Source organism: Komagataeibacter xylinus (genome assembly GCF_031081985.1).
GTDB classification, from domain to species: domain Bacteria; phylum Pseudomonadota; class Alphaproteobacteria; order Acetobacterales; family Acetobacteraceae; genus Komagataeibacter; species Komagataeibacter xylinus_E.
The window spans coordinates 220,352-242,290 of record NZ_JARWSK010000005.1 but is presented as its reverse complement, the minus strand read 5'-3'; the positions used below and the strand labels follow the sequence as shown (position 1 = coordinate 242,290).

The window sequence follows — 21,939 nt, the reverse complement described above, 5'->3', positions numbered from 1 at the left end:
GCGATGACACCAAAAAAACTCGATGGCGAACGGCGTGGCCGCGGCCGACCGCCATCCTTCGATCGCGCGCAGGCGCTGTGTGCGGCGATGCGCCTGTTCTGGGACCGGGGCTATGAGGGCACCAGCTTCGACGACCTGATCGGGGCTATGGGCATCAGTCCGTCGAGCTTCTACAACGCCTTTGGTTCCAAGGAGCTGCTGTACCAGGAGGCGACCGACGCCTATCTGAAGGCCACCGGCGCATGGTTCCTCGATATCCTGCATGGTAACGTCGACACACAGTCGACGTTCCAGCACCTGATGGAAGCGGCAGCCACCGAGTTCACGCGCGAGGACCTGCCGGCGGGGTGTATGATTTCGGTATCCGGCACCCAATGCGCGCCCGGCCAGGCACGCCTGCGGGACCTGATGGCCCGGCAGCGCGCACTGTCCGAGACTGCGATGGCAGACCGCCTGCACCAGGGTGTGGCAGATGGTGACCTGCCGGCGGATACGGATGTCGAGGCACTGGCGGCCTTCTTCGCTTCGCTGGCGCGTGGGATGGCTGTGCAGGCGCGCGACGGGGCCTCGCGGGACAAGCTGCTGGAGATCGGACGAATTGGCATGCAGGCGTGGCCTGTCAGGCAGTAAGGCGAGCGTTCGCCGTTCCGCAGTGGGCCTCTGCTCATGATGCGGGTCTCGGTATCGGATTGCGACCAAAATGTAGCATGACGATTGTAATGCAATGGGGGTGTCCCTAGATTTTGAGATGCAGAGCGGGAGGGACAGCACGTGCGGTACCGGAAGGGTCACAGGGAGGAGGCGCGGCAGCACATCATTGACGTTGCCGCGCGGCGTTTTCGCGAGGACGGAGTGGCGGCGGCGGGGATCGCGGGACTGATGACCGACGCGGGCCTGACCAATGGTGCCTTCTACACGCATTTCAAATCCAAGGAGGACCTGGTCCGGCAGGTCTTGCAGGCGGTTCAGGAGAATAACCGAGGCGCTACCGTGCAGGCGCTCCGGGATGGTGCTTCGCCGGAGATTTGGCTGCGGCGCTATCTCGGCACGCAGCACCGCGATAATCCGGGTGCCGGTTGTATCGCGGCGGCTCTGTCGGCGGAGATCGCGCGTCATCCCGAAGAAACGCGCGAGATCTTCCGTGCGGGTTATGAAAAATTCGTCGGGTTGATTGCGCGGACTCTTCCAGCCGGAACACCGGCGGAGCGGCAGGCGACCGCGCAGGCACTCTACGGTCTGATGATTGGCACACTGCAACTGGCCCGCGCATTGGGAGCAGGTGTGGAATCTGACGCGATTTTGGAGAATGGTATTCGGGCAGGATTGCTTTTGATCGGCGGATAAGAGGCCCTTGGAAGGGGCACGCCTCAACAAGGCTGCTGAATGCGGGCAGATCTTTAGTCGTCAACGGCAGATTTCGTGGCAACATCCGGATTTTCCTTGGGGAATGAGGCCACTCGAAATCTAAAAGGACTTTTTTTATTGTGTCGTCCTTTTGATTGTGTGCCGGGCTGAATTTGAGAAATAAGCAAAATCAACTGCTTAATTTCCAGGTTCAAATCGGGGCGGCCAGCCCCGCAACCGTTTGCGATATATAATGAAGTTCCGTCAGATTGCCTTCGGTGTTATGGCGAAGGAGGTTTTGTGCCGGGATGCACGGGCATTCCCCTGGAACCCGCCAACGGCCGTTCGCGTTCGGAGATCACCCTGTTTCTTCATGATCGGGCAGCATATGATGCTGGATCGCCGCTCGCTTCTCACCCTGGCCGGGTCAACCACGCTGACGGCCACGCTCCCGGGCTGGGTTTTGGGTGCTGGTTCCATAGCGGGTGAAAAAGCCGATCATACGCTGCGGATCGGCACCGGACTGGTAGAGCTTGCACCCGATCGCATCATCTCAACCACGCTCTATAACGGCCAGTTCCCCGGCCCCCTGCTGCGCCTTACGGAAGGCCGGCGGGTTGTCGTCGATATCTTCAATGATACCGACACGCCGGAACTGGTGCATTGGCACGGGCAGAAGATCCCCAGCGACGTCGATGGCGCGGCGGAGGAGGGCACGCCTACTATACCGCCGCACGGTATGCGCCGGGTCAGCTTTGTGCCGAGGCCGTCGGGCTTTCGCTTCTATCATACGCATGTTGTGGCACAGGGCGATCTCGATCGTGGCATGTATACCGGCCAGGTCGGGCCGCTCTATATCGAGCCAAAGGATAATCCCGGCGCCTATGATCGCGAGATAGTCCTGGTGCTGAAGGAATTCGAACCGTCTTTCAGTCGTGGCGGCGACATGGCGATGGATGTCCTGACCGGTGCTCCCATCGCGGAACTTGTGCAGATGGGCAGGGCCGCTGACGCAGCCGCCAGGGAGAAGGCCAAGGGGTTCGAAGTCGGTTATGACTCCTTCGGGATCAACGGCAAGATGCTGGGGCATGGTGAGCCCATCCGCGTGAAGCAGGGTGAGCGCGTGCTGTTCCATGTCCTGAACGGCAGTGCGGGTGAAATCCGTAGCCTTGCCCTGCCCGGACACGTCTTCAGGGTTGTGGCGCTCGACGGCAATCCGGTGTCGACGCAGGCTGAAGTCCCGGTACTGTGGCTGGGCACGGCGGAGCGCATTTCGGCCATCGTCCAGATGGATCGCCCAGGCATCTGGGTCATGGGGGATATGGCAGACGAGGACCGCCGACGCGGGATGGGCATCGTCGTTGCCTATGATGGACAAAGCGGTAAGCCGGTCTGGATCACGCCCAAGCCGGTGCGCTTGGATTATACGCGCTTCGGCGGGTCGCGGGCCGCGATTGCGCCCGACGAGACGATCGAGATGACCATCGTCAAGCACAACGCCGCACTCCATGGCTTCAACCAGTGGACCCTCAATGGCGAAGCCTTTTCGATGGAGATGATGCGCCCGCGCTATACCCTGCATGAGGGGCGGCGTTACCGGCTCAAAGTCCGCAATGCCAGCGATGACATCCACCCGTTGCATCTGCACCGGCACAGCTTCGAACTGACCCGGATCGGCGGCAGGCCAACCAGTGGTGTGATCAAGGACGTTGTGATGCTGGGGGGCTTCCAGGAACTCGAATGTGATTTCGTCGCCGACAATCCGGGCCCGACGCTCTTTCATTGTCATCAGCAGCTTCACATGGATTTCGGGTTCATGGCACTGTTCGACTACGCATGACATCACTCACGGCGATGAGCCGGAGATGACGCCAGCATAGGCAGACTGTCCCTTTTCTAGCAGCCTGTCGGGTTGGGGTACCCAGTGAAGGGGTAAGGTTGTAAGGTGGTGAGATGAGCAGCTTCATCCCGTTTGACCGGTCTCAGCCGTATCTTCTGCCGCCTGATCTGAAGTCGTGGCTTCCTGCTGACGATATGGCGCATTTCGTTGTAGCCGCCGTCGAGCGGGTTCCGATGAATGCGTTCTGCGTGCCAGTACGCACGGGTGGCAAGGCACAGTACCATCCGCGTCTGATGCTGGCCCTTCTGATCTTCAGCTATGCGAACGGGCTGTTTTCCTCACGCCGGATCGAGCGGGCGACATATCGCGATATCGGGGTGCGCTTCGTGGCGGCGAACCTGCATCCGGATCATGATACGATTGCGACCTTCCGCCGGACGAACCGGACAGCCATTGAAGCTGCATTTGCGCAGGTCCTGCTTCTGGCGCGCGAGACAGGCCTGCTGCGCCTGGGCGTGGTGTCGATCGACGGCACGAAAATCGATGCTGACGCATCGAAATACCGTTCCCTGCGCTACGACCGGATCAGGGCGCTGCGCGAACAGCTGGCGGTGGATATCGCGAAACTGATGGACCAGGCGGAGCGTGCTGACACCACGGACACGGATCCGCAGGCCCTGCCAGAAGAACTCGCCCGACGGGAAACGCTGAAAGCGAAGCTGGACGAAGCCTGCGCCCGGCTGGAAGCTGATGCCAGGGAGCAGGCTGAAACGGCACGTCCGGCCTACGAGAAGAAAAAAGCCACGTATGACGCGAAAACCGGGCGTCGTGGCAGGGCGCCGAAACCGCCGGATGATGAACCACCACCCGACCGGCAGATCAGCCTGACCGATCCCGACAGCCGCCTCATGCGGCGTTCGGACGCTCACGAGTTCCGGCAGGCTTACAATGCCCAGGCCGTAGTCTGCGCCGAAGGCAGCCAGCTGATCGTGACAACCGGCGTTCTCGCCACGTCAGCGGATGCGCCATCCTTTGCCGACACGGTGCTGTCGATGGAAGACACAATCGGTCTCCCGGAGAAGGTGCTTGCCGACACCGGTTACGCCAGCGGACAGGCGGTCCGGAAACTGCAGGAAAAGGGCATTGATCCGCTGGTCGCCATTGGACGGCCCTGTGCCCGCAGGCCTTACGACTTCCGACCCCATCCCGAAGCAAAGGAGCCACGCCGGATAACCGAACCCTGGCGGCTCGCCATGAAGGCGAGACTGGAAACCACAGAAGCCGGAGATGTTTACAGACTACGAAAACAGACCGTGGAGCCGGTCTTTGGAATTATCAAAAGCATCATGGGCTTCAGAAGGTTCAGCCTGCGTGGCCTTGCAAAAGTCACGACCGAATGGACCCTCGTTGCACTCGCATATAACTGCAAAAGAATGGCACGGCTTCAGGCGGCATAAGCCGGGTTAGCCTCGACCTTATAACCCTCAAAATGGCCAACCCGACAGACTGCTAGGGCAAAGGAGAGCAGCCCCGGAACTGTGGAGTGAACCGGGCTTTCTCTATTCATAACGACACATCATCATGGGTGGATCGATGGATGCCCCGGGCTTACTTCGTCGGACTTTCTAGGAATGTTATCCTTCTGGCCATCGCCAGCCTGTTTACCGATATTTCGACGGAGATGCTCTATCCGGTCCTGCCGGTTTTTCTGACGCAAACGTTGGGGGCTTCGGGGAGTATCGTCGGGCTGATAGATGGCTGCGCCCAGGCCACGCAGAATATCGCACAGGGTATTTCGGGAACGCTGTCGGACAGGTTGCGAAAGCGAAAGTCAATCGCGCTGATCGGCTATTTTCTGGCGGCACTTTCCAAGCCCCTGATGGGGCTTTCCACGAGCTGGATGGGCCTGTTCGGGGCACGGTTGCTGGACCGGCTGGGTACGGGCACCCGCTCGGCGCCACGGGATGCGCTCATCGCGTCTTCGGTGGATGAGAAGGACCGGGGCAGGGCCTTCGGGTTCGAAGGGGCAGGGGACAATGCAGGCGCCTTTCTGGGGCCGTTGCTTGCGGCATTCCTGCTGTCCGTGTCGCATATCGGGATACGGTCGATTTTCTATCTGGCCCTCATTCCCGGACTGACAGCGTTTTGCATGGTGCTGTTCGTGAAGGAAAATACCGAAACGGTGGCGGCCAAATCCAGGCTTGGTACCGGCCTGGGACAATTTCCGGTTCTTCCGCACTTTTCGTGATGGGTATCTTGTACTGTGGTTCTGGAACTGGAAAATCCTGAAAGTCGCCCACTTTCATGGATATTCCCCAGTGTCACGCTTTCGGATCCCTGATCTTCCCCGTTCCCTCGTCGTTCGTCGTGTTGTTGCACTGGACAACAGAGTGGAGATCGAAGTCGGTCTGCGCAAGCGGAGTGTACTGTGTCCGGACTGTCAGTGCCCGACACAACGCGTTCACAGCTTCTATCAGAGAAAACTTGCAGATCTTCCATGGCAGGGCCGTCCGGCCACGCTGATCGTTTCTGTACCACGCTTTTTCTGTCAGGCTGCGGTCTGTCCACGTCGGACCTTTGTGATGCCCCTTGACGGGATAACCGTGCGTCATGGCAGACAGACCACGCGTCTTACCGATCTTCATTATTATATCGCCCATACCCTGGGCGGTTCCGCTGGTGCACGAATGACCGTGCGCCTGTGTTGCCCCATCAGCCCGGACACTCTCATTCGCCGCCTCCTTTCCCGGGCACGGAACACCAGGAAAGACATGCCCCCTACACGCGTGGTAGGGGTGGATGACTGGGCATGGCGACGGGGACATCACTATGGAACGATTGTGGTCGATCTTGAGAAAAATGATGTCATTGACCTCCTGCCAGATCGGGAGGCTGCGACCCTGGCCCAATGGCTGCAGGCCCACCCCGGTGTTGAAATCATTGCCAGAGACCGTGCCGGTGCTTATGCAGATGGATGCCACAGAGGCGCGCCATCAGCTCTTCAGGTGACGGACCGCTGGCATCTGCTGAAGAACCTGTCAGAGGCTTTTGTCAGCATACTGGGCCGTTTCACGACAACAGTCAGAACCCTGACGCGACAACTCAGCGCATCAACGACATTGAGCGAAACGTCTGGAACAGTCAGGACACAACCAGAAGAAGCGCAGACGCTCATCAGGTCAGTCTCTGGGGAACGACGTGAAACTCTTTTCAATGAAGCTCTTGCCCTGAAAGCAGAAGGGCACAGTATTCAGGCTATCGCCACAACGATCGGAGTAGAGAGAAAAACCGTGCGGCGCTGGTTTCAGCGGGGCCATGCGCCAACATGGAAAAGGACGGTTCCGACACGCAGCATACTCGGGCCTTACATATCCCATCTGGAAAAGAGATGGGTCGAAGGATGTCGGAATATTCGCCAGCTATGGCGGGAACTCCTGGAGCAGGGGTTTACAGGAAAATATGGCACTGTCCGGAAATGGGTGACGACGCGACAGGGTATTTCCACGAAACCCGTTTCTTCCGCGTATGTCTCGCCCCCTCTGGGGCGCAAACTTGCACGCCTTCTTCTTGCAGATGATCCATTGTCTGCTGGACGACAGGACGGGCTACTTGTTCCTGCCCTTCTGGAAGCCGAACCGCAACTCGCTGTCACGCTCTGCTGGCTCAGGAAAATGCAGAACCTCCTCTGTAAAAAGGAGGACACCAGAAAGGAAGGCGATCTGAAGGCCCTGCTGGAAGAAGGGAAAACGACGCTGCTATCGCGTTTGATTCCTGCGCTTGAACGGGATGCTGCTGCCATTGAAGCTTCTCTCGTCACACCATGGACAACCAGCCCGGTTGAAGGACAGATCAGCCGATTGAAAATGATCAAGCGCACCATGTTCGGGAGAGCAGGCTTCGAACTCCTCAGGGCTCGTGTCCTCCAGCCCGCATAATCAAAAATATCATCACGAAAAGTGCGGAAGAACCCAATTTCCAAGGATTTACTGGAAGTATCTGCTGGTGACCGCATTGTTCGGTATTGGCAGTTCCAGCAACGCTTTCCTCATTCTACGGACACAGGATACCGGTGCCTCTTTGCAAACCACCATTCTGATCTATTCGGCCTTCAACCTGACGGCGGCGCTGGTCTCCTATCCGGCCGGGTACCTTTCCGACCAGTGGGGTCGAAGGACCATGCTGCTTATCTCGTTCCTTGTCTTCCTGATCGCTTATCTCGGTTTTGCCCTGTCCAGAAATGGTATTCTGATTTCGGCACTTTTTGTCGTTTATGGAGTGTATCAGGGAATTTTTCGCAGTGTCGGCAAGGCTCTGGCGGCCGACCTCGTGCCGACAGAGCTGCGAGCCACCGGGATCGGCTGGTATAGCGCCACCGTTGGTTTGCTCCAGCTGGTGGCAAGTGTCGTCGCCGGAGAATTGTGGGATCACATCGGCCATGCGGCCGTGTTTTACGACGGTGCGATCTTTGCGGTCGTCGGCATCATCGGGCTGCTGGCATTGCTGCCAAGGGGGACAGGACAGTCCATATCGGATCAGCAACGCCAGACGTAATTATCACATAATCCTCTGGCCAGATACTCAATAGGGCCGGGGGTAGCCCGGTGCCATTGGATAAGCTGGCGCTACTGGATAACCCGGTGCTACAGGTGCTGCCTGGGCTGTCGGCATCGCACCAACAGCCCCTGCGACCACGCCCGCAATAAGCCCGGTTGCCGCGGCCATCAGCAGATACTGTCCACCCGACTGCATCCAGTAATAACCGGAAGGCGGAGCCCAGAGACCATGGTAGCGGCGCCAGTCACTGACCATCCAGCGCTGCTCTCGCGGGCCGGAGTAATAGTCGCCTTTGCGCCAGTTCTTCATATGACCGTATCCGTGTCCCTTGCCATGACGGCCATGGCCACCATCGCCATGCTCTCCGCGCGCCCACGGCGGGTCTGCATAAGCCGTCGTACTCGCCGCAATCAGGCAGGCCGACAGAATGGCGGCGGGGAGTCGTGTCGTCATGGTACCTCCATATGTTGAGTGCGATGAAGAAACACGCTCCTCATGGCTTTTTCGTGAACGGGGATCGGGAGACTATGAACTGTGCTGCAGCATGATGTTGCTGATAGCCCGTGGCAAGTTGTCGATGCGATGTTCGCAGCCTGTCCGACGGCCTGGCGACCGACGGACAGGTGGCTGGTACATCTATGGGCCGTCTTGACGGGCCTTTATATATCGATAAATGTGGATATATGGAAACGGATTCGGCCTTACTCGCTTTGAGCGCGCTGTCACAGTCCACGCGGCTGGAGATCTTCCGCCTGCTGGTGCGCCACGAACCGGACGGGCTGCCCGCCGGGGACGTCGCGCGGCACCTCGATGTCCCGCAGAACACCATATCGGCCCATCTCGCCACACTGACCCGCGCCGGCCTGCTGACCTCGCAGCGTCACAGTCGGCTGATCGTCTACCGTGCGTGTCTTCCGCGCCTGCGCGACCTGATGCTTTTCCTCGTCAGGGACTGCTGTGCGGGCAGCCCAGAACTCTGCGCGCCCCTGATCGCAAACCTGTCTTCCTGCTGCCCGAGCCCGGACTCCTGCCCATGACCGTCACCATCTACCACAACCCGGCCTGCGGCACGTCGCGCAACGTGCTGGCACTGATCCGCAATAGCGGCGAGGAGCCCCGGATCATCGAATATCTGAAAACGCCACCGAGCCGCGCCGAACTGGTTGATCTGATCGCCCGTATGGGGGTTCCGGTGCGCGCGATCCTGCGGGAAAAGGGCACGCCCTTTCACGAACTCGGTCTTGATAATCCGGCCCTGACGGACGATGCACTGATCGACGCTATGATCGCACACCCGATCCTGATCAACCGGCCCATCGTTGTCACACCGCTTGGCGTGAAACTCTGCCGTCCCTCCGAGGTGGTTCTGGACATTCTACCCACGCCACAGAAGGGTGCTTTCGCCAGGGAGGACGGCGAGAAGATCGTGGATGAGGCCGGGAAACGGATCGTCTGATGCTGGCCCTTGCCATTTTCATTGCAACGCTGGTTTTCGTCATCTGGCAGCCTCGGGGTCTCGGTATCGGCTGGAGCGCTATGACCGGTGCCGCCGTGGCACTGGCGACGGGTGTGATCCACTGGCACGATATCCCTGTCGTCTGGCACATCGTCTGGGACGCGACGTTCACCTTCATTGCCCTGATCATCATCTCGTTGCTTCTGGACGAGGCGGGGTTCTTCCATTGGGCGGCCCTGCACGTGGTGCGCTGGGGCAAGGGGCGAGGTCGAACGCTGTTTCCGCTGATCGTGCTGCTGGGGGCGGCCATCGCGGCCGTGTTCGCCAATGATGGTGCGGCCCTGCTGCTCACGCCCATCGTCATTGCCATCCTCACACAACTCCGTCTGAACCATGGCGCGGCGCTGGCCTTCATCATCGCGACCGGCTTTGTCGCGGATACCACCAGCCTGCCGCTGGTGATTTCCAATCTGGTGAACATCGTCAGCGCCAATTTCTTCGACATTCCCTTTGACCGCTACGCCGCGATCATGGTCCCCGTCGATCTGGCCGCCCTTGGCGCGACACTTGCCATGCTGTCGCTCTACTACCGGCGGCAGGTGCCCCAGACCTACCCCGTCTCTGAACTGCCAGCACCTGTCACCGCCATTCGTGACCGCCTTGTGTTCCGCGCGGCTTTTCCGCTGCTGGCCCTGGTTCTGGCGGCCTATTTCCTGACCGCCCCGTTCCATATCCCGGTCTGTATCGTGGCTTGCCTGGCTGCCAGTACCCTTCTGGTCGTCGCCGGATATGGAAAGGTCATTCCCGTCAGCCGCGTGCTGCGGGGCGCGCCGTGGCAGATCGTGATCTTCTCGCTGGGGATGTATCTGGTGGTGTATGGCCTGCGCAATGCCGGGCTGACCGATCACCTTGCGGCGGCACTGGTCTGGCTTGGCCATCAGGGGCCGTTCATCGCCACGATCGGCACCGGCTTTCTGGCGGCGGTCCTGTCGTCGGTCATGAACAACATGCCCAGCGTTCTGATCGGCGCGCTGGCGATCCAGCAGGCGCACGACATCACGCCTCTGACCCGTGAACTGATGGTCTATGCCAATGTCATCGGCTGCGACCTCGGGCCGAAATTCACCCCGATCGGCAGTCTCGCCACCCTGCTGTGGCTGCATGTGCTGGCATCTAAAAACCATCGGGTCACTTGGGGGCAATACATGACGGTGGGTCTGGTGATCACGCCACCCGTCCTGCTGGTCACACTTGCCGCACTGGCCTTGTGGCTGCCCCTGATCAGCCATCCCTGACAAGACCGAAGGATCTGACGGAACGATGTCCAAGCCGGAAATGCCCGCCCTGCACCCGGAGTATCTCGAACGGGTCGATCTCGCACGATTGGAACCGCAACCACGGGTTGACCACCCGCCACGCATCCTGCTGCTGTATGGCTCGCTGCGGCCGCGCTCGTTCAGCCGTCTGCTGGTGCTGGAGGCCGAACGCATCCTGACGGTACTGGGGGCCGAGACACGGGTGTTCGACCCAACCGGTCTTCCGATCGCGGATTCCGTACCGGCCACGCACCCGAAGGTGCAGGAACTGCGTGAACTCTCGATCTGGTCGGAAGGCCAGGTCTGGTGCAGCCCCGAACGCCACGGCACCATCACCGCTGTGTTCAAGAACCAGATCGACTGGCTTCCCCTCACGGAAGGTTCGATCCGCCCGACGCAGGGTCGCACGCTGGCTGTCATGCAGGTCTCCGGCGGCTCGCAGAGCTTCAATTCCGTCAACGCCCTGCGGGTGCTGGGACGATGGATGCGGATGTTCACCATCCCCAACCAGTCCAGCGTGCCGATGGCCTATACCCAGTTCGGTGACGATGATCGGATGAAACCGTCTCCCCTTTATGACCGGATGGTGGATGTCATGGAGGAACTGATGAAGTTCACCTGGCTGCTGCGGGACCGGGCCGACTACCTTGTCGATCGCTACAGCGAGCGCAGATCAGAACACCGCCTGCCTGAAAAGCTGTGAGCCGGGAAATGGCGGAACAGTTCGATGTCGTGATCGTGGGCGGCGGTCAGGCAGCACTCGCCGCCTCTTATTTCCTGCGCCGGACCGGGCTGACCTATGTCATTCTGGACAACGGCGCACAGGCGGGAGGGGCGTGGGTGCATGGCTGGGACTCCCTGCATCTGTTCTCGCCGGCGTCCTACAGTTCGCTGCCCGGCTGGCCGATGCCCGACACACCGGATGGCAGCTATCCGACCCGTGACGAGGTGCTGGACTACCTGCGCCGGTACGAGGCGCGCTACACCCCGCCGATCCGCCGTCCCGTAACGGTCGGGCGCGTGGAACGGGCCGGTGGGAAATTCCTGAATATCCGCACAAACGCGGGCGATTTTCTGAGCCGCGCCGTCATCGGTGCGACCGGCACATGGTCTGCCCCGTTCGTTCCTGATGTCGCGGGGCATGAATTCTTTGGCGGGACGCAGATCCATTCCGCGCACTATCAGAGCGCCGCACCTTTTGCCGGTCGGCGCGTGCTCGTGGTCGGTGGCGGCAATTCCGGGGCGCAGATCCTGGCGGAAGTGTCACTGCTCGCGAACGCAACGTGGGTGACGCTGCAGGATCCGGTATTCCTGCCCGACGATGTGGACGGACGGGTTCTGTTCGAACGGGCGACCGCACGTGTTTTGGGCAACGCCGGCGCCATGCCGACAGGAGGCTTTGGCGATATCGTCATGGTGCCACCCGTACGGGCCGCCCGGGAACGGGGAGTCCTCAAAGCGGTGCGCCCGTTCGTGCGCATGACGGCTACGGGCGTCGTCTGGCCCGACGGGCGGGAAGACGCCATAGATGCGATCATCTGGTGTACAGGCTTCCGTCCCGCGCTCTCTGCATTTGCACCACTCGACGTGATCGAGCAGGACGGGCTGATCCACGTGAACGGGCAGCAGGCCATCAGGGAGCCACGCCTGTGGCTGCTGGGGTATGGCTCCTGGTGCGGTCCCGCATCCGCGACCCTCCTGGGGGCGGGCCGTGTCGCGCGATCCATGGTCCGGCAACTGGCGGACTGGCTTGCGTCGCCGACACAGGATGTCCGCTTACCAAAACCTTGAGCGACTCTCTTTACGACCGACATGAGGGCGACTGCCGCCTTTTCCTCGTATCGCGCCCACATATGTGCTAATGTGGGTTTGTGCTTCACGGGAGGGATATATCATGAGCCGACTGACCATTGATATGACGGATCAGCAGCACCAGAGCCTGAAAGCACTGGCGGCGCTACAGGGCAAAACGATCAAGCAGTATGCCCTTGAGCGCTTGCTCCCTGATAATCTTGATACCGACCATGCGTGGCAGGAACTTAAAAATCTTCTTAGAGCCCGCGTTCAGGAAGGCCTTGATGGCAAGGTAAGCTCAAAGAGCGTCAGTGCGATCCTCGGTGAGGAACTCAACGAGAAGCGCACTTGAAAAGTTACATCCTTACTGAAGCCGCGGAAGCTGATTTGCGTGCGGTCATCCGTTACACAACAAAACAGTGGGGAGACGCTCAGGTTCGTCGATATGTCGCCGTTCTGGAGCAAGGCATTGTCAGTCTCGTCGAGGGCCATAGCGCTTTCAAGGATATGAGCACGCTGTATCACGGGCTGAGAATGGTGCGGGTCGACCATCACTGCATTTTCTGCCTGCCGCGTGAGGGCGCACCAGCGTTGGTCGTGGCCATCCTGCATGAGCGCATGGATCTTCTGACCCGCCTGGCAGGCCGGTTATGATTTGACGTCCGCTTCCGGCAACGCAGATTGCCGAGCCCTACGTCCGGGAAGAGGCGAGAGTGGACCAACTATCTGGCGTCGGCAAGGCGTTGGTCTTTGGGGTGTATTGCCGCGACTGGCTCCTTTCCGATCCTGAGCGCATTGGTGACGACGGTGACGGATGACAGCGCCATGGCGGCGCCCGCTATCATGGGCGAGAGCAGCATGCCGAAAACCGGGTAGAGCGCACCAGCCGCGACCGGGATGCCGATCCCGTTGAACAGAAACGAGAAGGCGAGGTTCTGCCGGATATTGCGCATGGTGGCATGCGCCAGCGTCCGGGCGCGGACCAGGGCGCCAAGGCTTCCGTGCGCCAGCGTGATCCCGGCGCTCTCGATGGCGACGTCCGTTCCGGTGCCCATGGCGATGCCGACGGACGCGGCTGCCAGGGCGGGCGCGTCGTTCACGCCGTCGCCCGTCATCGCCACATGAGCGCCGGACGCTTCCAGTCGCCGGATGATGTCCGCCTTGTCCTGCGGCTTCAGCCCGGCATGGATTTCCGCGATATTCCCTGCCGTTCTTGCCACCGCGTTCGCGGTCGTCTCGTTATCGCCTGTCAGCATGACGATGCGCAGACCGTCCGCATGCAGAGCCGCGAGGGCAGCCTGCGTATCCGCCCGCAGGGGATCGGCCACGGCCATCAGCCCCGCCAGTTTTCCGTCAATCGCCACGAACATCACGCCCGCGCCGCCCTGCCGCCGCGTCGTGGCGACCGTCTCCAGCGGCGCCGTCTCAGCGCCGACCTGTTTCAGGCGCTCGGCATTGCCAATCACCACCTGATGTCCGTCCACGGTGCCGCTGACGCCCAGACCGGGCTGCGATGCGAAATCACCGACCGGTGCGGGATCGCCATGACGGTCCTTTAAGGCGCGCACGACCGCCTGGGCCAGCGGGTGCTGCGATTGTGCCTCGACCGATGCGGCCAGGCGCAGCACCTCAGCATCCGGCCAGCCTTCTGCGACGTCGAGGGCGATCAGTCGTGGATGCCCCTCCGTGAGCGTGCCCGTCTTGTCCACCACCAGGGTGTCTACCTTATCCAGCGCCTGCAACGCTTCTGCATTGCGCACCAGAACGCCCTCACGCGCTCCGTGTCCGGTGCCGACCATGATGGACATCGGCGTCGCCAGACCCAGCGCGCACGGACAGGCGATGATCAGGACGGATATGGCATTGAGCAGCGCATGGCCGAAGCGTGGCGCGGGGCCGACAACATACCAGACGACGAAGGTCAGCACGGAAATGGCCAGCACCAGCGGCACAAACCAGCCCGATATCCGGTCGGCGACGGTCTGGATCGGCGCGCGCGAGCGTTGTGCTGCGGCGACCATCTTCACGATGCGGGCCAACATGGTATCGCTGCCCACGGCCTGTGCATCGATTTCCAGGCTGCCGGTGCCGTTGATGGTGCCGCCCGTAACCGGATCGCCGGGCTTTTTCGCCACGGGAGCAGGCTCGCCGGTGATCATCGCTTCATCGACGCTGGATGCACCGGAGAGCACCATCCCGTCGACGGGAACTGCCTCGCCCGGCCTGATGCGGAGCCGGTCACCCTTTACAACATCCTCGACCGCCACGTCGTTTTCCTGGCCGTCCGGACCGATGCGATGCGCCTGCTTCGGCGTGAGATCGAGCAGGGCGCGGATGGCGTTGCCGGTCGCAGCGCGGGCGCGCAGTTCCAGAACCTGCCCAAGCAGCACGAGCGCCACCACGACGCCCGCCGCTTCGTAATAGACCGGCAGCGTGCCGTCCATTTGCCGGAAGGTTGCGGGAAAGGCCGCTGGCGCGAGCGTCGCCGCGAGGCTGTAGCCGAACGCCGCGCCGACACCGAACATGATCAGGGTGAACATATTGAAATGGCCGGTGTGCAGCGAGACGAGGCCGCGCTGGAAGAACGGCAGTCCGGCCCAGCAGACGATAGGCAGCGTGAGCACCAACTGGATCCACGGCGAGAGAGCAGGCGGTATGAGATGCAGGCCGATATCGCCGCCCATGGCGATGACCATCAGCGGGATGGCGAAGGCGGCGGCCACGATCAGGCGGCGTGTGAAGTCCTTCAGCTCCGGATTGTCGTCGTGCTGTGCGGTCGGTTCCTCCGGCTCCAGCGTCATGCCGCAAAGCGGGCAGTTTCCGGGATGGTTCTGCCGGATCTGCGGATGCATGGGGCAGGTCCAGATCGTGTGCCCTCCTGCCGGCGGCAATACGGCTTTCTGAGGCGCATGACGGTCGTGATCGTGACAGGCCATATGGTGAGCCGCCTGATCGTGGCCCATTCCCTTCATTGGCCCCATAGTATCGGGGTTGCTCATCGGCTGAAGCGACATACCGCATATCGGGCATTTTCCGGGATGCGCTTCCCTGATGTCCGGATGCATCGGACAGGTCCAAACGGTACCAGATGTAGACGTATGCTGACCGTCCATCTGCTGTATTTCTGACATGCGGTCTCTCCCGATGGATGCAACGGGTGAAGGCGAGGAAGAAGGGGGCGTCCCAGCCGGATATTTGGAAGGTTATGGTACATCCGCAATCGAGCCGGAGGAAGAATAAAGGGTCTAACCCATCTTATTCACGGCATTGAGTATTTTGCGTGGATTTTTCCGTTTCTATGGTTTGGGCGCGCGGGATCGCACCGGGTTGAGGCGGTGTCATTTTGAAACGGTGGATGGCTGCGGCTGAGGTTGCGAGGACGGGGCGCGTTCGGGGGCGATAGCCCCGTCTGTCACGGGCCGGCAGCCTGCATCGAGATGGCGAGACTGCGGAACAGCGCCGCTTCGGGACAGGCGGCGGCAAACGCGATACGGACACGGGTCGCGGTTTCCAGGATACGCCCGGCGATTTTCAGAAGACGATTTCGTAACGTGGTGAACTCGGCCGAGGCGAGCGGCTGTGGGGCTGGGATGGCGTCCCGCAGGGTGAGCATCAGCCAGTATGCGGCAGTGTGCAGCACCAGGCGGACCTGGTTGGCCAGTGGCGATCGACAGCTTGTGCGGTCGGATGCCAGTTGGCCCTTGTGACGCCTGATCAGGTTTTCGGCCTGTCCACGGGCACAGTAGAGGGCACCGTAGAGCCATTCGGCGTTGCCGCCTCGCAGGCTGGTGACCACGCAGCGTATGTCGAGCCCCAGCGTCGTGGCTTCGATCCGGGCGGCCACGCGCCGCTGTTGCTTCCAGGATTTCGCGCCATAACGGATTTCGGCATAGCCGCGCAGGGATTGCGCCCGCGTCTCGGCACGCCGGACGCGGATGTCATCGGCCGAGGGTTCGAGAAGCCGGTGCAGCACGCTGTTGCCCGGCAGGCCGAAGATGTAATCGACGTCATGCGCCTCGCACCAGGCCATGACTTCGGGACGTCCGTAATGACCATCCCCACGAATGGTCAGCCGGGTGTTGGGCCAGTGGCTGCGGATACGGCGGATCAGACGACGCAGGTGACCGCGAATTTCCTGTCCGGACGGGGTCTTGCCCGGGCGGATGATAATGGCAACCGGCCTCGACGTGGCGGCATCGTAAACATGGATCGGCATAAAGCACCGCTCGTCATGATGCGCGTTGAACAGGGCGAGTTGCTGATGACCGTGCACCACATCGACCGTATCGTCGATGTCGAGCGTCACCGCGGCGGGTGGCCGGGCGTAGCTGTCGCACCATGTATCGACCAGGGCATAGGTCAGGCGAATGACCTCGCGCAAAGTCGGGGCGTTCTCCCAACGCGAGATCGTGGGTTGCGAGCACAGATCCCGACCCGTATCGGGCAGTCGTCCGCAGGCGAGCTTGAAACCCGGATCGCACCGCAGGTGATCGAGGTCGTCGGCGTCCTCGTAGCCGCAGGCAATGGCCAGCATACGGGCGCGCAGAATATCGGCCACGCCGTGTGTCACCCGTCGCAGATTGCGTGGATCGGCTATGAGCCGGGCGAGGCGATCGGCCATGCCGATCCGCCGCTCGGCGGCAGCCAGCAACAGGACACCACCATCCGAGGTGATCCGGCCACCATCAAAATCAGCCGTGATTTTCTTGTGTCGGATGGCTGGAAACAGGAACGGCTGGCTCGTATCGTCGGACATGGCGGGTGTGGCTCGGCGTGATCGGAGAAACGGATGGCTTTGACACCCAATTCGTAAACCCAATCAAAAGCTTAGGCGATACCCGCCGCCCAGTCTCGACCGCCCCCGTGAATAAGATGGGCTAAAGCCGTTACCCAATTGATTGGGCATGAAAACGTGCCCCAAGGAAGCGCCATCGGTGCAGGGACCCGATATGGTCATGGCCAGTTTCTGCGACTGGACATCTGTCTGTAACCATCAGGGGTTACGTGGCGTCGCCACGCAGGATATACTGTTGGAAGAAGGGCAACGTGGATATGCCGAGCTAGTGTCCGTACAGAAGCTGTAGGCTTGTTCTCTACATTCTCTTGTATCACCCATCTAAAGAGGGGGAATAGCGGAATTTCCACAAATTGGTGTCTGAGGACAGCTGGTGCTGTAACAATATTCGGGGGCTTTTGGCATTATGCCGGGCGGGGCAGTCAGCCCGTGATCATCGGGAAGTGGGACTTCGTCAATAACTGAGGCTTGGGTTTCGGGTTCGGGAGTTTTGTAGTATTGACGAAATAAAATAAAAATAATTTCCTGATATCTACATTATTTAAAGGCGTTAAAATAAAAGGAATGGAAACTAGTGGGTATTGAGCACGTAGTTGTATTGATGTTAGAAAATCGGTCATTCGATAGTATGTTTGGGCAGTCGCCATCGTCCGCCGATCCGATCGACCGACTAACAGGAACGGAGACTAATCTCTGGCATCATCCGGACAGCTCCGTCGAATCGATAGCCGTGTGGACTACGGACGGAACTGACCGTCAGGTGGTGCGCATTCCAGATCCTGATCCCGGTGAATCATTTAAAGACATTTACGAACAGATTCATGGACGCCAGGAAAAAGGCAGCTTGGCTTCGCGATTACCAGATATGTCAGGATTCGTAGATAATTATATGGCCCAGCCTGGTCGCCCGGGTTCCCGTAGCCCTGAATCTGTCATGCATTTCTTCACCCCCGATCAGCTACCTGTATTGACGACGCTGGGTCGCGAATTCGGCATTTCAGACCGTTGGCACGCATCCGCTCCATGTCAGACATGGCCAAACCGTATCTTCGCACACACGGGCACATCTGGTGGATGGGTCAATAACTATTCGGATAAGCTCCCGTTTGAAATGCCTACTGTATTCAACAGATTAAAGGAGATTCATAAAGATTGGAGAATATACTTTCATGATATCCCACAAGCGGCAACTTTATCCTCTCTTTGGGAATTCTCTTTTTCGAATTTTAAACATTTCGAGGAGTTTGAGGCTGATGCAAAAAAAGGGGCGTTACCGCCATACAGTTTCATCGAGCCACGGTATTTTGCTGATCCCGTTTTAGGGAAGATGCCCAATGACCAGCATCCGGCGCACGATGTCGTCTACGGGGAGGAACTCATTGCATCGGTCTATAATGCGGTTCGCAATGGTCCCTTGTGGGATAAGACACTTTTAATCGTTACCTACGATGAACACGGCGGATGTTTTGACCATGTGATTCCGCCAGCAGCAGTGTCACCTGACGATAAACATCAAGATGGTTTTAATTTTGATTACTTCGGTGTTCGTGTCCCTACATTAATCATATCACCATATGTAAAGCCAGGTCACGTATTCAGGCCACAGGGTGCGACCCCTTATGACCACACGACAATAATAGCGACACTTAGAAAACTATTTGGAATTCGTTCCCTAACCAAACGTGACCAGGCAGCTCCAGACTTTCTCGATGAGCTTCTTAAAGCACCTGACAATCAAGGTCCCAGCAGTGTTCAGGCATCAACGTCGTATTCGATGCGTGATTCGATTGATGCCGTCAAACAGCCTTTAAACAGCCTTCAGGTCAGTCTGGCACAGGCAGCTAGACAATTACCAACCGCTGGCGCTGATCTCGCGCTTCACAACAAGCGCGTCGCGGCGATGACTACTGCTCAAACGCATCCGTCTACCGTTGGAGACGCGTCCGTTGAGATTCAGACTCATATGAACGCATTTATAGGACGGAATTCATAATTGACGCGTAATTTTTCGTCGCCGCTCAAAAAGAGGGGCGCCTGTCTTCTTTATGGTTGGTGGTCGACGTGACGTAATGGTCCCAATGGCTTCCGTTGGGACTTTTAGCCGACTGATATCGTCGTAAGTCCTTCATTTATTCTCCGCCTGTGACCATGACGTTGCGGTTGCTGGTAAGCGCTTTTCATCGTCGATGACAATTACACGGGAGGGCAGACTGTCCGACCACCTCCAGAAGACAAGATTCCTGTCATTTTCCGTAGCTCCAGGGGCAAAACTCGGGACGATGATGCCAGCCACGCCATTGGCTGTGAGCATTTTTGCGAGTTCCCACGAGGGCGGCATCTTGCCTTGGTCGGCAAGCTCTTCCCAGGGACAGGCCAAGGCGATGGGAGAAGAGCCAAGATCATTAAAACTAGACGGATCGGTAAGGTCGAGGACAGGCTCGCTATCGACATCATAGGCGCAGATAGTCAGGGGCTGAGGCTTGAACGGGAAGCCCTGCTGGGCTTCGAGCCAGGCAGTCTCCATCCGAAGTGACGTGTAAAGGGCAGGTGTGCCGACCGGGTTGAATCGTCCTCCGTGAAGCGCCGCGCCGTCGCCTGATAATGGCGTGAAAGACCAGCGGGGATTGTGCGCCCTGAATACCCGTCCGGTAAACCTCACGCGTAACCGCCGGTTGCAATCCGGTCCAGGTAGCGCCGGACGGCATCGGCGCGCCCCTCCCGGACGAGCGCTTCGGCAGTCTGATCACCGAAGGAGGGCAGGGGTTGTGACCGGTACCATGCGAAGGCCTGTTGGGCTGAGCCCGCCCATGGCCGGACGCGATTGAGGATCTCGACCATGTCGCGCAGCCTCGCCTGAGTGGCGGGACGACCGAGGCGGGCGCTTTTGGAGACGGCGTCACGTGACAGGCCCAGAGTGATGGCCAGTTCACCCCTTGTGATGTGCAGCATGTTGCTCAGTCGTTCCGCCGCGATCAGCCCTGACGGATCGAAGGCGTCGGAGAGGAATGTGGTCTCAGACATGACGAAGTGCCTCATATATCAACCATGATATGGGATTATATGTGAGGCAACTTGCTTATGGCAAGGATTCCAGTTGGATATGCCCATGCACTTTGGCATGGTCACTCTATCATGCGGCGAGACGGGGTATCTCGCGGTCCACCAATCGCAAGTATCGTTGGTTGCCTTCCCCCGCAACCACTTGCAGTTTCTGAAACCCCGCTAAGTCAACGGCTTAGCGGGGTTTTGCTATGCGTAAACTGAGGCCGCATTCTGGAGAACTGTTTAATTTCAGTTGTTTAGGGAAGGTAGGTTCAAATCGGGGGTATCATACCGCGCAACCACTTGCGATTATCCGCATTGACGCGAGGTGCTGTTACAATCAGGCTCAGACGCGAATGTAATTTTAGCTTCTGGACTGATGACCGACCTTATTCGAGACCTCATTCTTCGCTGGCGGAACGATCCGGCAGGGGCCTATCAGAGCTGGTTTCTATGGGATGAGCGCCTCAAGAACTTTCGCTCTATCCGCCGCGGTCTGCAGCAGGTTGTGGTCGAGATTGCTGATGGCACATTCGGGGTCGCCTATCGTGGCTCATCCCTGGAAACGGTTGTTCATTCGATTGCGGAGCAGCGCCAGATTTTCAAGGGTGCGGATCACGCCTTCCTGTGGAAGCCAAAGCTACGTATTCCCGATATCTACGAAAATCCTGCCAACCAGAAAGCATTCGGGCAGCTTTTAGATACCTGTTTGTGTTGCAATGCCGAAGAGCATGTGGTTTCGGCCATTCATGCGATCGATGCCCGAAAGATAAAGGGGCTGGGACCAGCCGTCGCCAATCTGCTGTATTTCCTGCATCCCACGATCATACCTCCTTTCAATACGGCGATCGTGAAGGGCTATAACGCCTTGACCGGATCAAAGGTGAAACTGGGGCGATGGGAGGAATATCTTGCCATGCGGCAGGGTATCCTGAAACTGAATGCGACCTATCGTTCGCTACTTTCCAATGATCTGGGCGCCCTCGGAGGACTGCTGTTTGATCTCGGAAGTGAACGCTATACAGCGCCGCCTCTCGAGGATGACGAGACAGCTCGAAAACTTTGGGAGGCCGATCTTCACCAGGTGAGGGAGCAGAGCGCGAAAGAGGTCCGGATCCTCGCCGCAGAGCGGGAAACGGATCATACCCATACCGAAATTCAGGGTTGGCTTCGCGATCTGGGGCTTTCCCTGGGGTATGATGTCTGGATTGCGGCCAATGATCGCAGTCGTCCATGGCAGGACGGCAAGTTAGGAGACGGCTGCCTGTCGGTTTTGCCGGGTTTCACGACGGAAACGCAGGGAGCAGAATCCGTGCGTCTGATCGATGTCCTATGGCTGGACCGGGACAGCCACGGGATTGTTGCGGCATTCGAGGTCGAGCATTCAACGACCATCTATTCCGGTATCGTGCGGATGCTGGATCTTGCTCTCGGGTCAGAGGCGCAGGCTCTGGAGGGCTTGTTCCTTGTTGCACCGGACAAGCGGGAAGCCGATGTGCGGGAACAGTTGCGGCGGCCGGCCTTCAGCAGGATTGCCGACCTGAAAGTCCGGTATCTGCCTTATGGGGCGCTTGAGAAGGATCGCGAGGCAATCGAACGCTTTGGTCACGGATTGAAGCCTATCCAGGCAATATCCCGTCTGCTTACGCCAGCATGATGTTGATGGCAGGAATGGCCGAGAGAACGGAAGTCGATCATCAGACGATGATATTAGAAAAGCGGCCATTCATACGGTTGATGTGTCTGACAGCTACGCGCGGCCGCCGGATTCGGCGCGATTTCCAAGGGGATGGGGTTT

At 59.4% G+C, this 21,939-nt stretch carries 21 protein-coding genes; 16 read left to right on the top strand and 5 right to left on the bottom strand.

Features of this window, described 5'->3' with window-relative positions:
- Positions 1–3 precede the first annotated feature (3 nt).
- From QEG70_RS11460 to QEG70_RS11430, 7 genes are all read left to right on the top strand, one after another.
- The gene (locus QEG70_RS11460) at positions 4–630 is read left to right on the top strand and encodes a TetR/AcrR family transcriptional regulator (protein WP_308720773.1); all 627 of its coding nucleotides are present in this window, start codon (positions 4–6) and stop codon (positions 628–630) included.
- A 141-nt stretch (positions 631–771) separates the two neighbouring features.
- Positions 772–1,344 (top strand): TetR/AcrR family transcriptional regulator, encoded by a 573-nt coding sequence (locus QEG70_RS11455; protein WP_308720772.1) that lies wholly within the window; start codon positions 772–774, stop codon positions 1,342–1,344.
- A gap of 388 nt (positions 1,345–1,732) precedes the next feature.
- Positions 1,733–3,184 (top strand): multicopper oxidase family protein, encoded by a 1,452-nt coding sequence (locus QEG70_RS11450; protein WP_308720771.1) that lies wholly within the window; start codon positions 1,733–1,735, stop codon positions 3,182–3,184.
- A 113-nt stretch (positions 3,185–3,297) separates the two neighbouring features.
- Positions 3,298–4,641 carry an IS1182 family transposase gene (locus QEG70_RS11445; RefSeq protein WP_308720770.1) on the top strand — a complete coding sequence of 448 codons (1,344 nt, stop codon included), beginning with the start codon at positions 3,298–3,300 and terminating at the stop codon, positions 4,639–4,641.
- Positions 4,642–4,727: 86 nt separating this feature from the next.
- Entirely contained in the window at positions 4,728–5,432 is a 705-nt protein-coding gene (locus QEG70_RS11440; RefSeq protein ID WP_308720769.1) for an MFS transporter, read from the top strand.
- A 70-nt stretch (positions 5,433–5,502) separates the two neighbouring features.
- A complete protein-coding gene (locus tag QEG70_RS11435) occupies positions 5,503–7,119 on the top strand; it encodes an ISL3 family transposase (protein WP_308720768.1) in 1,617 nt (538 codons plus the stop codon).
- Between the two features lie 67 nt (positions 7,120–7,186).
- Entirely contained in the window at positions 7,187–7,735 is a 549-nt protein-coding gene (locus QEG70_RS11430; protein ID WP_308720767.1) for an MFS transporter, read from the top strand.
- A 27-nt stretch (positions 7,736–7,762) separates the two neighbouring features.
- Here QEG70_RS11430 and QEG70_RS11425 read toward each other — a convergent pair whose 3' ends face one another.
- Positions 7,763–8,191, bottom strand: a complete 429-nt coding sequence (locus tag QEG70_RS11425; protein ID WP_308720766.1) for an RcnB family protein — start codon at positions 8,189–8,191, stop codon at positions 7,763–7,765.
- 230 nt (positions 8,192–8,421) lie between these two features.
- Here QEG70_RS11425 and QEG70_RS11420 point away from each other — a divergent pair, with 230 nt between their 5' ends.
- The 7 genes from QEG70_RS11420 to QEG70_RS11390 all read left to right on the top strand — a co-directional run bounded on the left by QEG70_RS11420 (position 8,422) and on the right by QEG70_RS11390 (position 12,958).
- Positions 8,422–8,775, top strand: coding sequence for an ArsR/SmtB family transcription factor (locus tag QEG70_RS11420; protein ID WP_308720765.1), 354 nt, complete (start codon positions 8,422–8,424; stop codon positions 8,773–8,775).
- Positions 8,772–9,194, top strand: a complete 423-nt coding sequence (gene arsC / locus QEG70_RS11415) for an arsenate reductase (glutaredoxin) (protein WP_308720764.1) — start codon at positions 8,772–8,774, stop codon at positions 9,192–9,194. The genes QEG70_RS11420 and arsC overlap by 4 nt, the downstream gene beginning before the upstream one ends.
- Positions 9,194–10,489 carry an arsenic transporter gene (locus QEG70_RS11410; RefSeq protein WP_308720763.1) on the top strand — a complete coding sequence of 432 codons (1,296 nt, stop codon included), beginning with the start codon at positions 9,194–9,196 and terminating at the stop codon, positions 10,487–10,489. Before arsC ends, QEG70_RS11410 begins: the two co-directional genes overlap by 1 nt.
- 25 nt (positions 10,490–10,514) lie before the next feature.
- Entirely contained in the window at positions 10,515–11,213 is a 699-nt protein-coding gene (gene arsH, locus QEG70_RS11405; protein WP_308720762.1) for an arsenical resistance protein ArsH, read from the top strand.
- A gap of 8 nt (positions 11,214–11,221) precedes the next feature.
- Positions 11,222–12,301 (top strand): ArsO family NAD(P)H-dependent flavin-containing monooxygenase, encoded by a 1,080-nt coding sequence (locus QEG70_RS11400; RefSeq protein ID WP_308720761.1) that lies wholly within the window; start codon positions 11,222–11,224, stop codon positions 12,299–12,301.
- Between the two features lie 103 nt (positions 12,302–12,404).
- Positions 12,405–12,656 (top strand): antitoxin, encoded by a 252-nt coding sequence (locus tag QEG70_RS11395; RefSeq protein WP_308720760.1) that lies wholly within the window; start codon positions 12,405–12,407, stop codon positions 12,654–12,656.
- On the top strand, positions 12,653–12,958 hold the full coding sequence (locus tag QEG70_RS11390) for a type II toxin-antitoxin system RelE/ParE family toxin (protein WP_308720759.1): 306 nt from the start codon (positions 12,653–12,655) through the stop codon (positions 12,956–12,958). The genes QEG70_RS11395 and QEG70_RS11390 overlap by 4 nt, the downstream gene beginning before the upstream one ends.
- A gap of 68 nt (positions 12,959–13,026) precedes the next feature.
- Here the strand turns inward: QEG70_RS11390 and QEG70_RS11385 are convergent, their stop codons facing one another.
- Together QEG70_RS11385 and QEG70_RS11380 are read right to left on the bottom strand one after the other, a co-directional pair.
- On the bottom strand, positions 13,027–15,417 hold the full coding sequence (locus QEG70_RS11385; RefSeq protein WP_308720861.1) for a copper-transporting P-type ATPase: 2,391 nt from the start codon (positions 15,415–15,417) through the stop codon (positions 13,027–13,029).
- A gap of 299 nt (positions 15,418–15,716) precedes the next feature.
- Entirely contained in the window at positions 15,717–17,060 is a 1,344-nt protein-coding gene (locus QEG70_RS11380) for an IS1380 family transposase (RefSeq protein ID WP_308720758.1), read from the bottom strand.
- A gap of 613 nt (positions 17,061–17,673) precedes the next feature.
- Here QEG70_RS11380 and QEG70_RS11375 point away from each other — a divergent pair.
- Positions 17,674–19,092, top strand: coding sequence for an alkaline phosphatase family protein (locus QEG70_RS11375; RefSeq protein WP_308720757.1), 1,419 nt, complete (start codon positions 17,674–17,676; stop codon positions 19,090–19,092).
- Positions 19,093–19,224: 132 nt separating this feature from the next.
- On the opposite strand, the gene QEG70_RS11370 is transcribed toward QEG70_RS11375, so the two are convergent.
- Both QEG70_RS11370 and QEG70_RS11365 read right to left on the bottom strand, forming a co-directional pair.
- Positions 19,225–19,758, bottom strand: coding sequence for an RES family NAD+ phosphorylase (locus tag QEG70_RS11370; protein WP_308720756.1), 534 nt, complete (start codon positions 19,756–19,758; stop codon positions 19,225–19,227).
- On the bottom strand, positions 19,755–20,120 hold the full coding sequence (locus tag QEG70_RS11365) for an antitoxin Xre/MbcA/ParS toxin-binding domain-containing protein (RefSeq protein ID WP_308720755.1): 366 nt from the start codon (positions 20,118–20,120) through the stop codon (positions 19,755–19,757). The genes QEG70_RS11370 and QEG70_RS11365 overlap by 4 nt, the downstream gene beginning before the upstream one ends.
- A gap of 400 nt (positions 20,121–20,520) precedes the next feature.
- Between QEG70_RS11365 and QEG70_RS11360 the strand changes: the two genes are divergently transcribed.
- The gene (locus QEG70_RS11360; protein ID WP_308720754.1) at positions 20,521–21,798 is read left to right on the top strand and encodes a type II restriction endonuclease; all 1,278 of its coding nucleotides are present in this window, start codon (positions 20,521–20,523) and stop codon (positions 21,796–21,798) included.
- Positions 21,799–21,939 lie beyond the last annotated feature (141 nt).

Coding starts and splice junctions, on each gene's coding strand:
- QEG70_RS11380 (WP_308720758.1), bottom strand. CDS start 17,060: ATGTCCGACGATACGAGCCAGCCGTTCCTGTTTCCAGCCATCCGACAC.
- QEG70_RS11450 (WP_308720771.1), top strand. CDS start 1,733: ATGATGCTGGATCGCCGCTCGCTTCTCACCCTGGCCGGGTCAACCACG.
- QEG70_RS11365 (WP_308720755.1), bottom strand. CDS start 20,120: ATGTCTGAGACCACATTCCTCTCCGACGCCTTCGATCCGTCAGGGCTG.
- QEG70_RS11420 (WP_308720765.1), top strand. CDS start 8,422: ATGGAAACGGATTCGGCCTTACTCGCTTTGAGCGCGCTGTCACAGTCC.
- QEG70_RS11425 (WP_308720766.1), bottom strand. CDS start 8,191: ATGACGACACGACTCCCCGCCGCCATTCTGTCGGCCTGCCTGATTGCG.
- QEG70_RS11395 (WP_308720760.1), top strand. CDS start 12,405: ATGAGCCGACTGACCATTGATATGACGGATCAGCAGCACCAGAGCCTG.
- QEG70_RS11385 (WP_308720861.1), bottom strand. CDS start 15,417: ATGGACGGTCAGCATACGTCTACATCTGGTACCGTTTGGACCTGTCCG.
- QEG70_RS11360 (WP_308720754.1), top strand. CDS start 20,521: ATGACCGACCTTATTCGAGACCTCATTCTTCGCTGGCGGAACGATCCG.
- arsH (WP_308720762.1), top strand. CDS start 10,515: ATGTCCAAGCCGGAAATGCCCGCCCTGCACCCGGAGTATCTCGAACGG.
- QEG70_RS11445 (WP_308720770.1), top strand. CDS start 3,298: ATGAGCAGCTTCATCCCGTTTGACCGGTCTCAGCCGTATCTTCTGCCG.
- arsC (WP_308720764.1), top strand. CDS start 8,772: ATGACCGTCACCATCTACCACAACCCGGCCTGCGGCACGTCGCGCAAC.
- QEG70_RS11460 (WP_308720773.1), top strand. CDS start 4: ATGACACCAAAAAAACTCGATGGCGAACGGCGTGGCCGCGGCCGACCG.
- QEG70_RS11400 (WP_308720761.1), top strand. CDS start 11,222: ATGGCGGAACAGTTCGATGTCGTGATCGTGGGCGGCGGTCAGGCAGCA.
- QEG70_RS11410 (WP_308720763.1), top strand. CDS start 9,194: ATGCTGGCCCTTGCCATTTTCATTGCAACGCTGGTTTTCGTCATCTGG.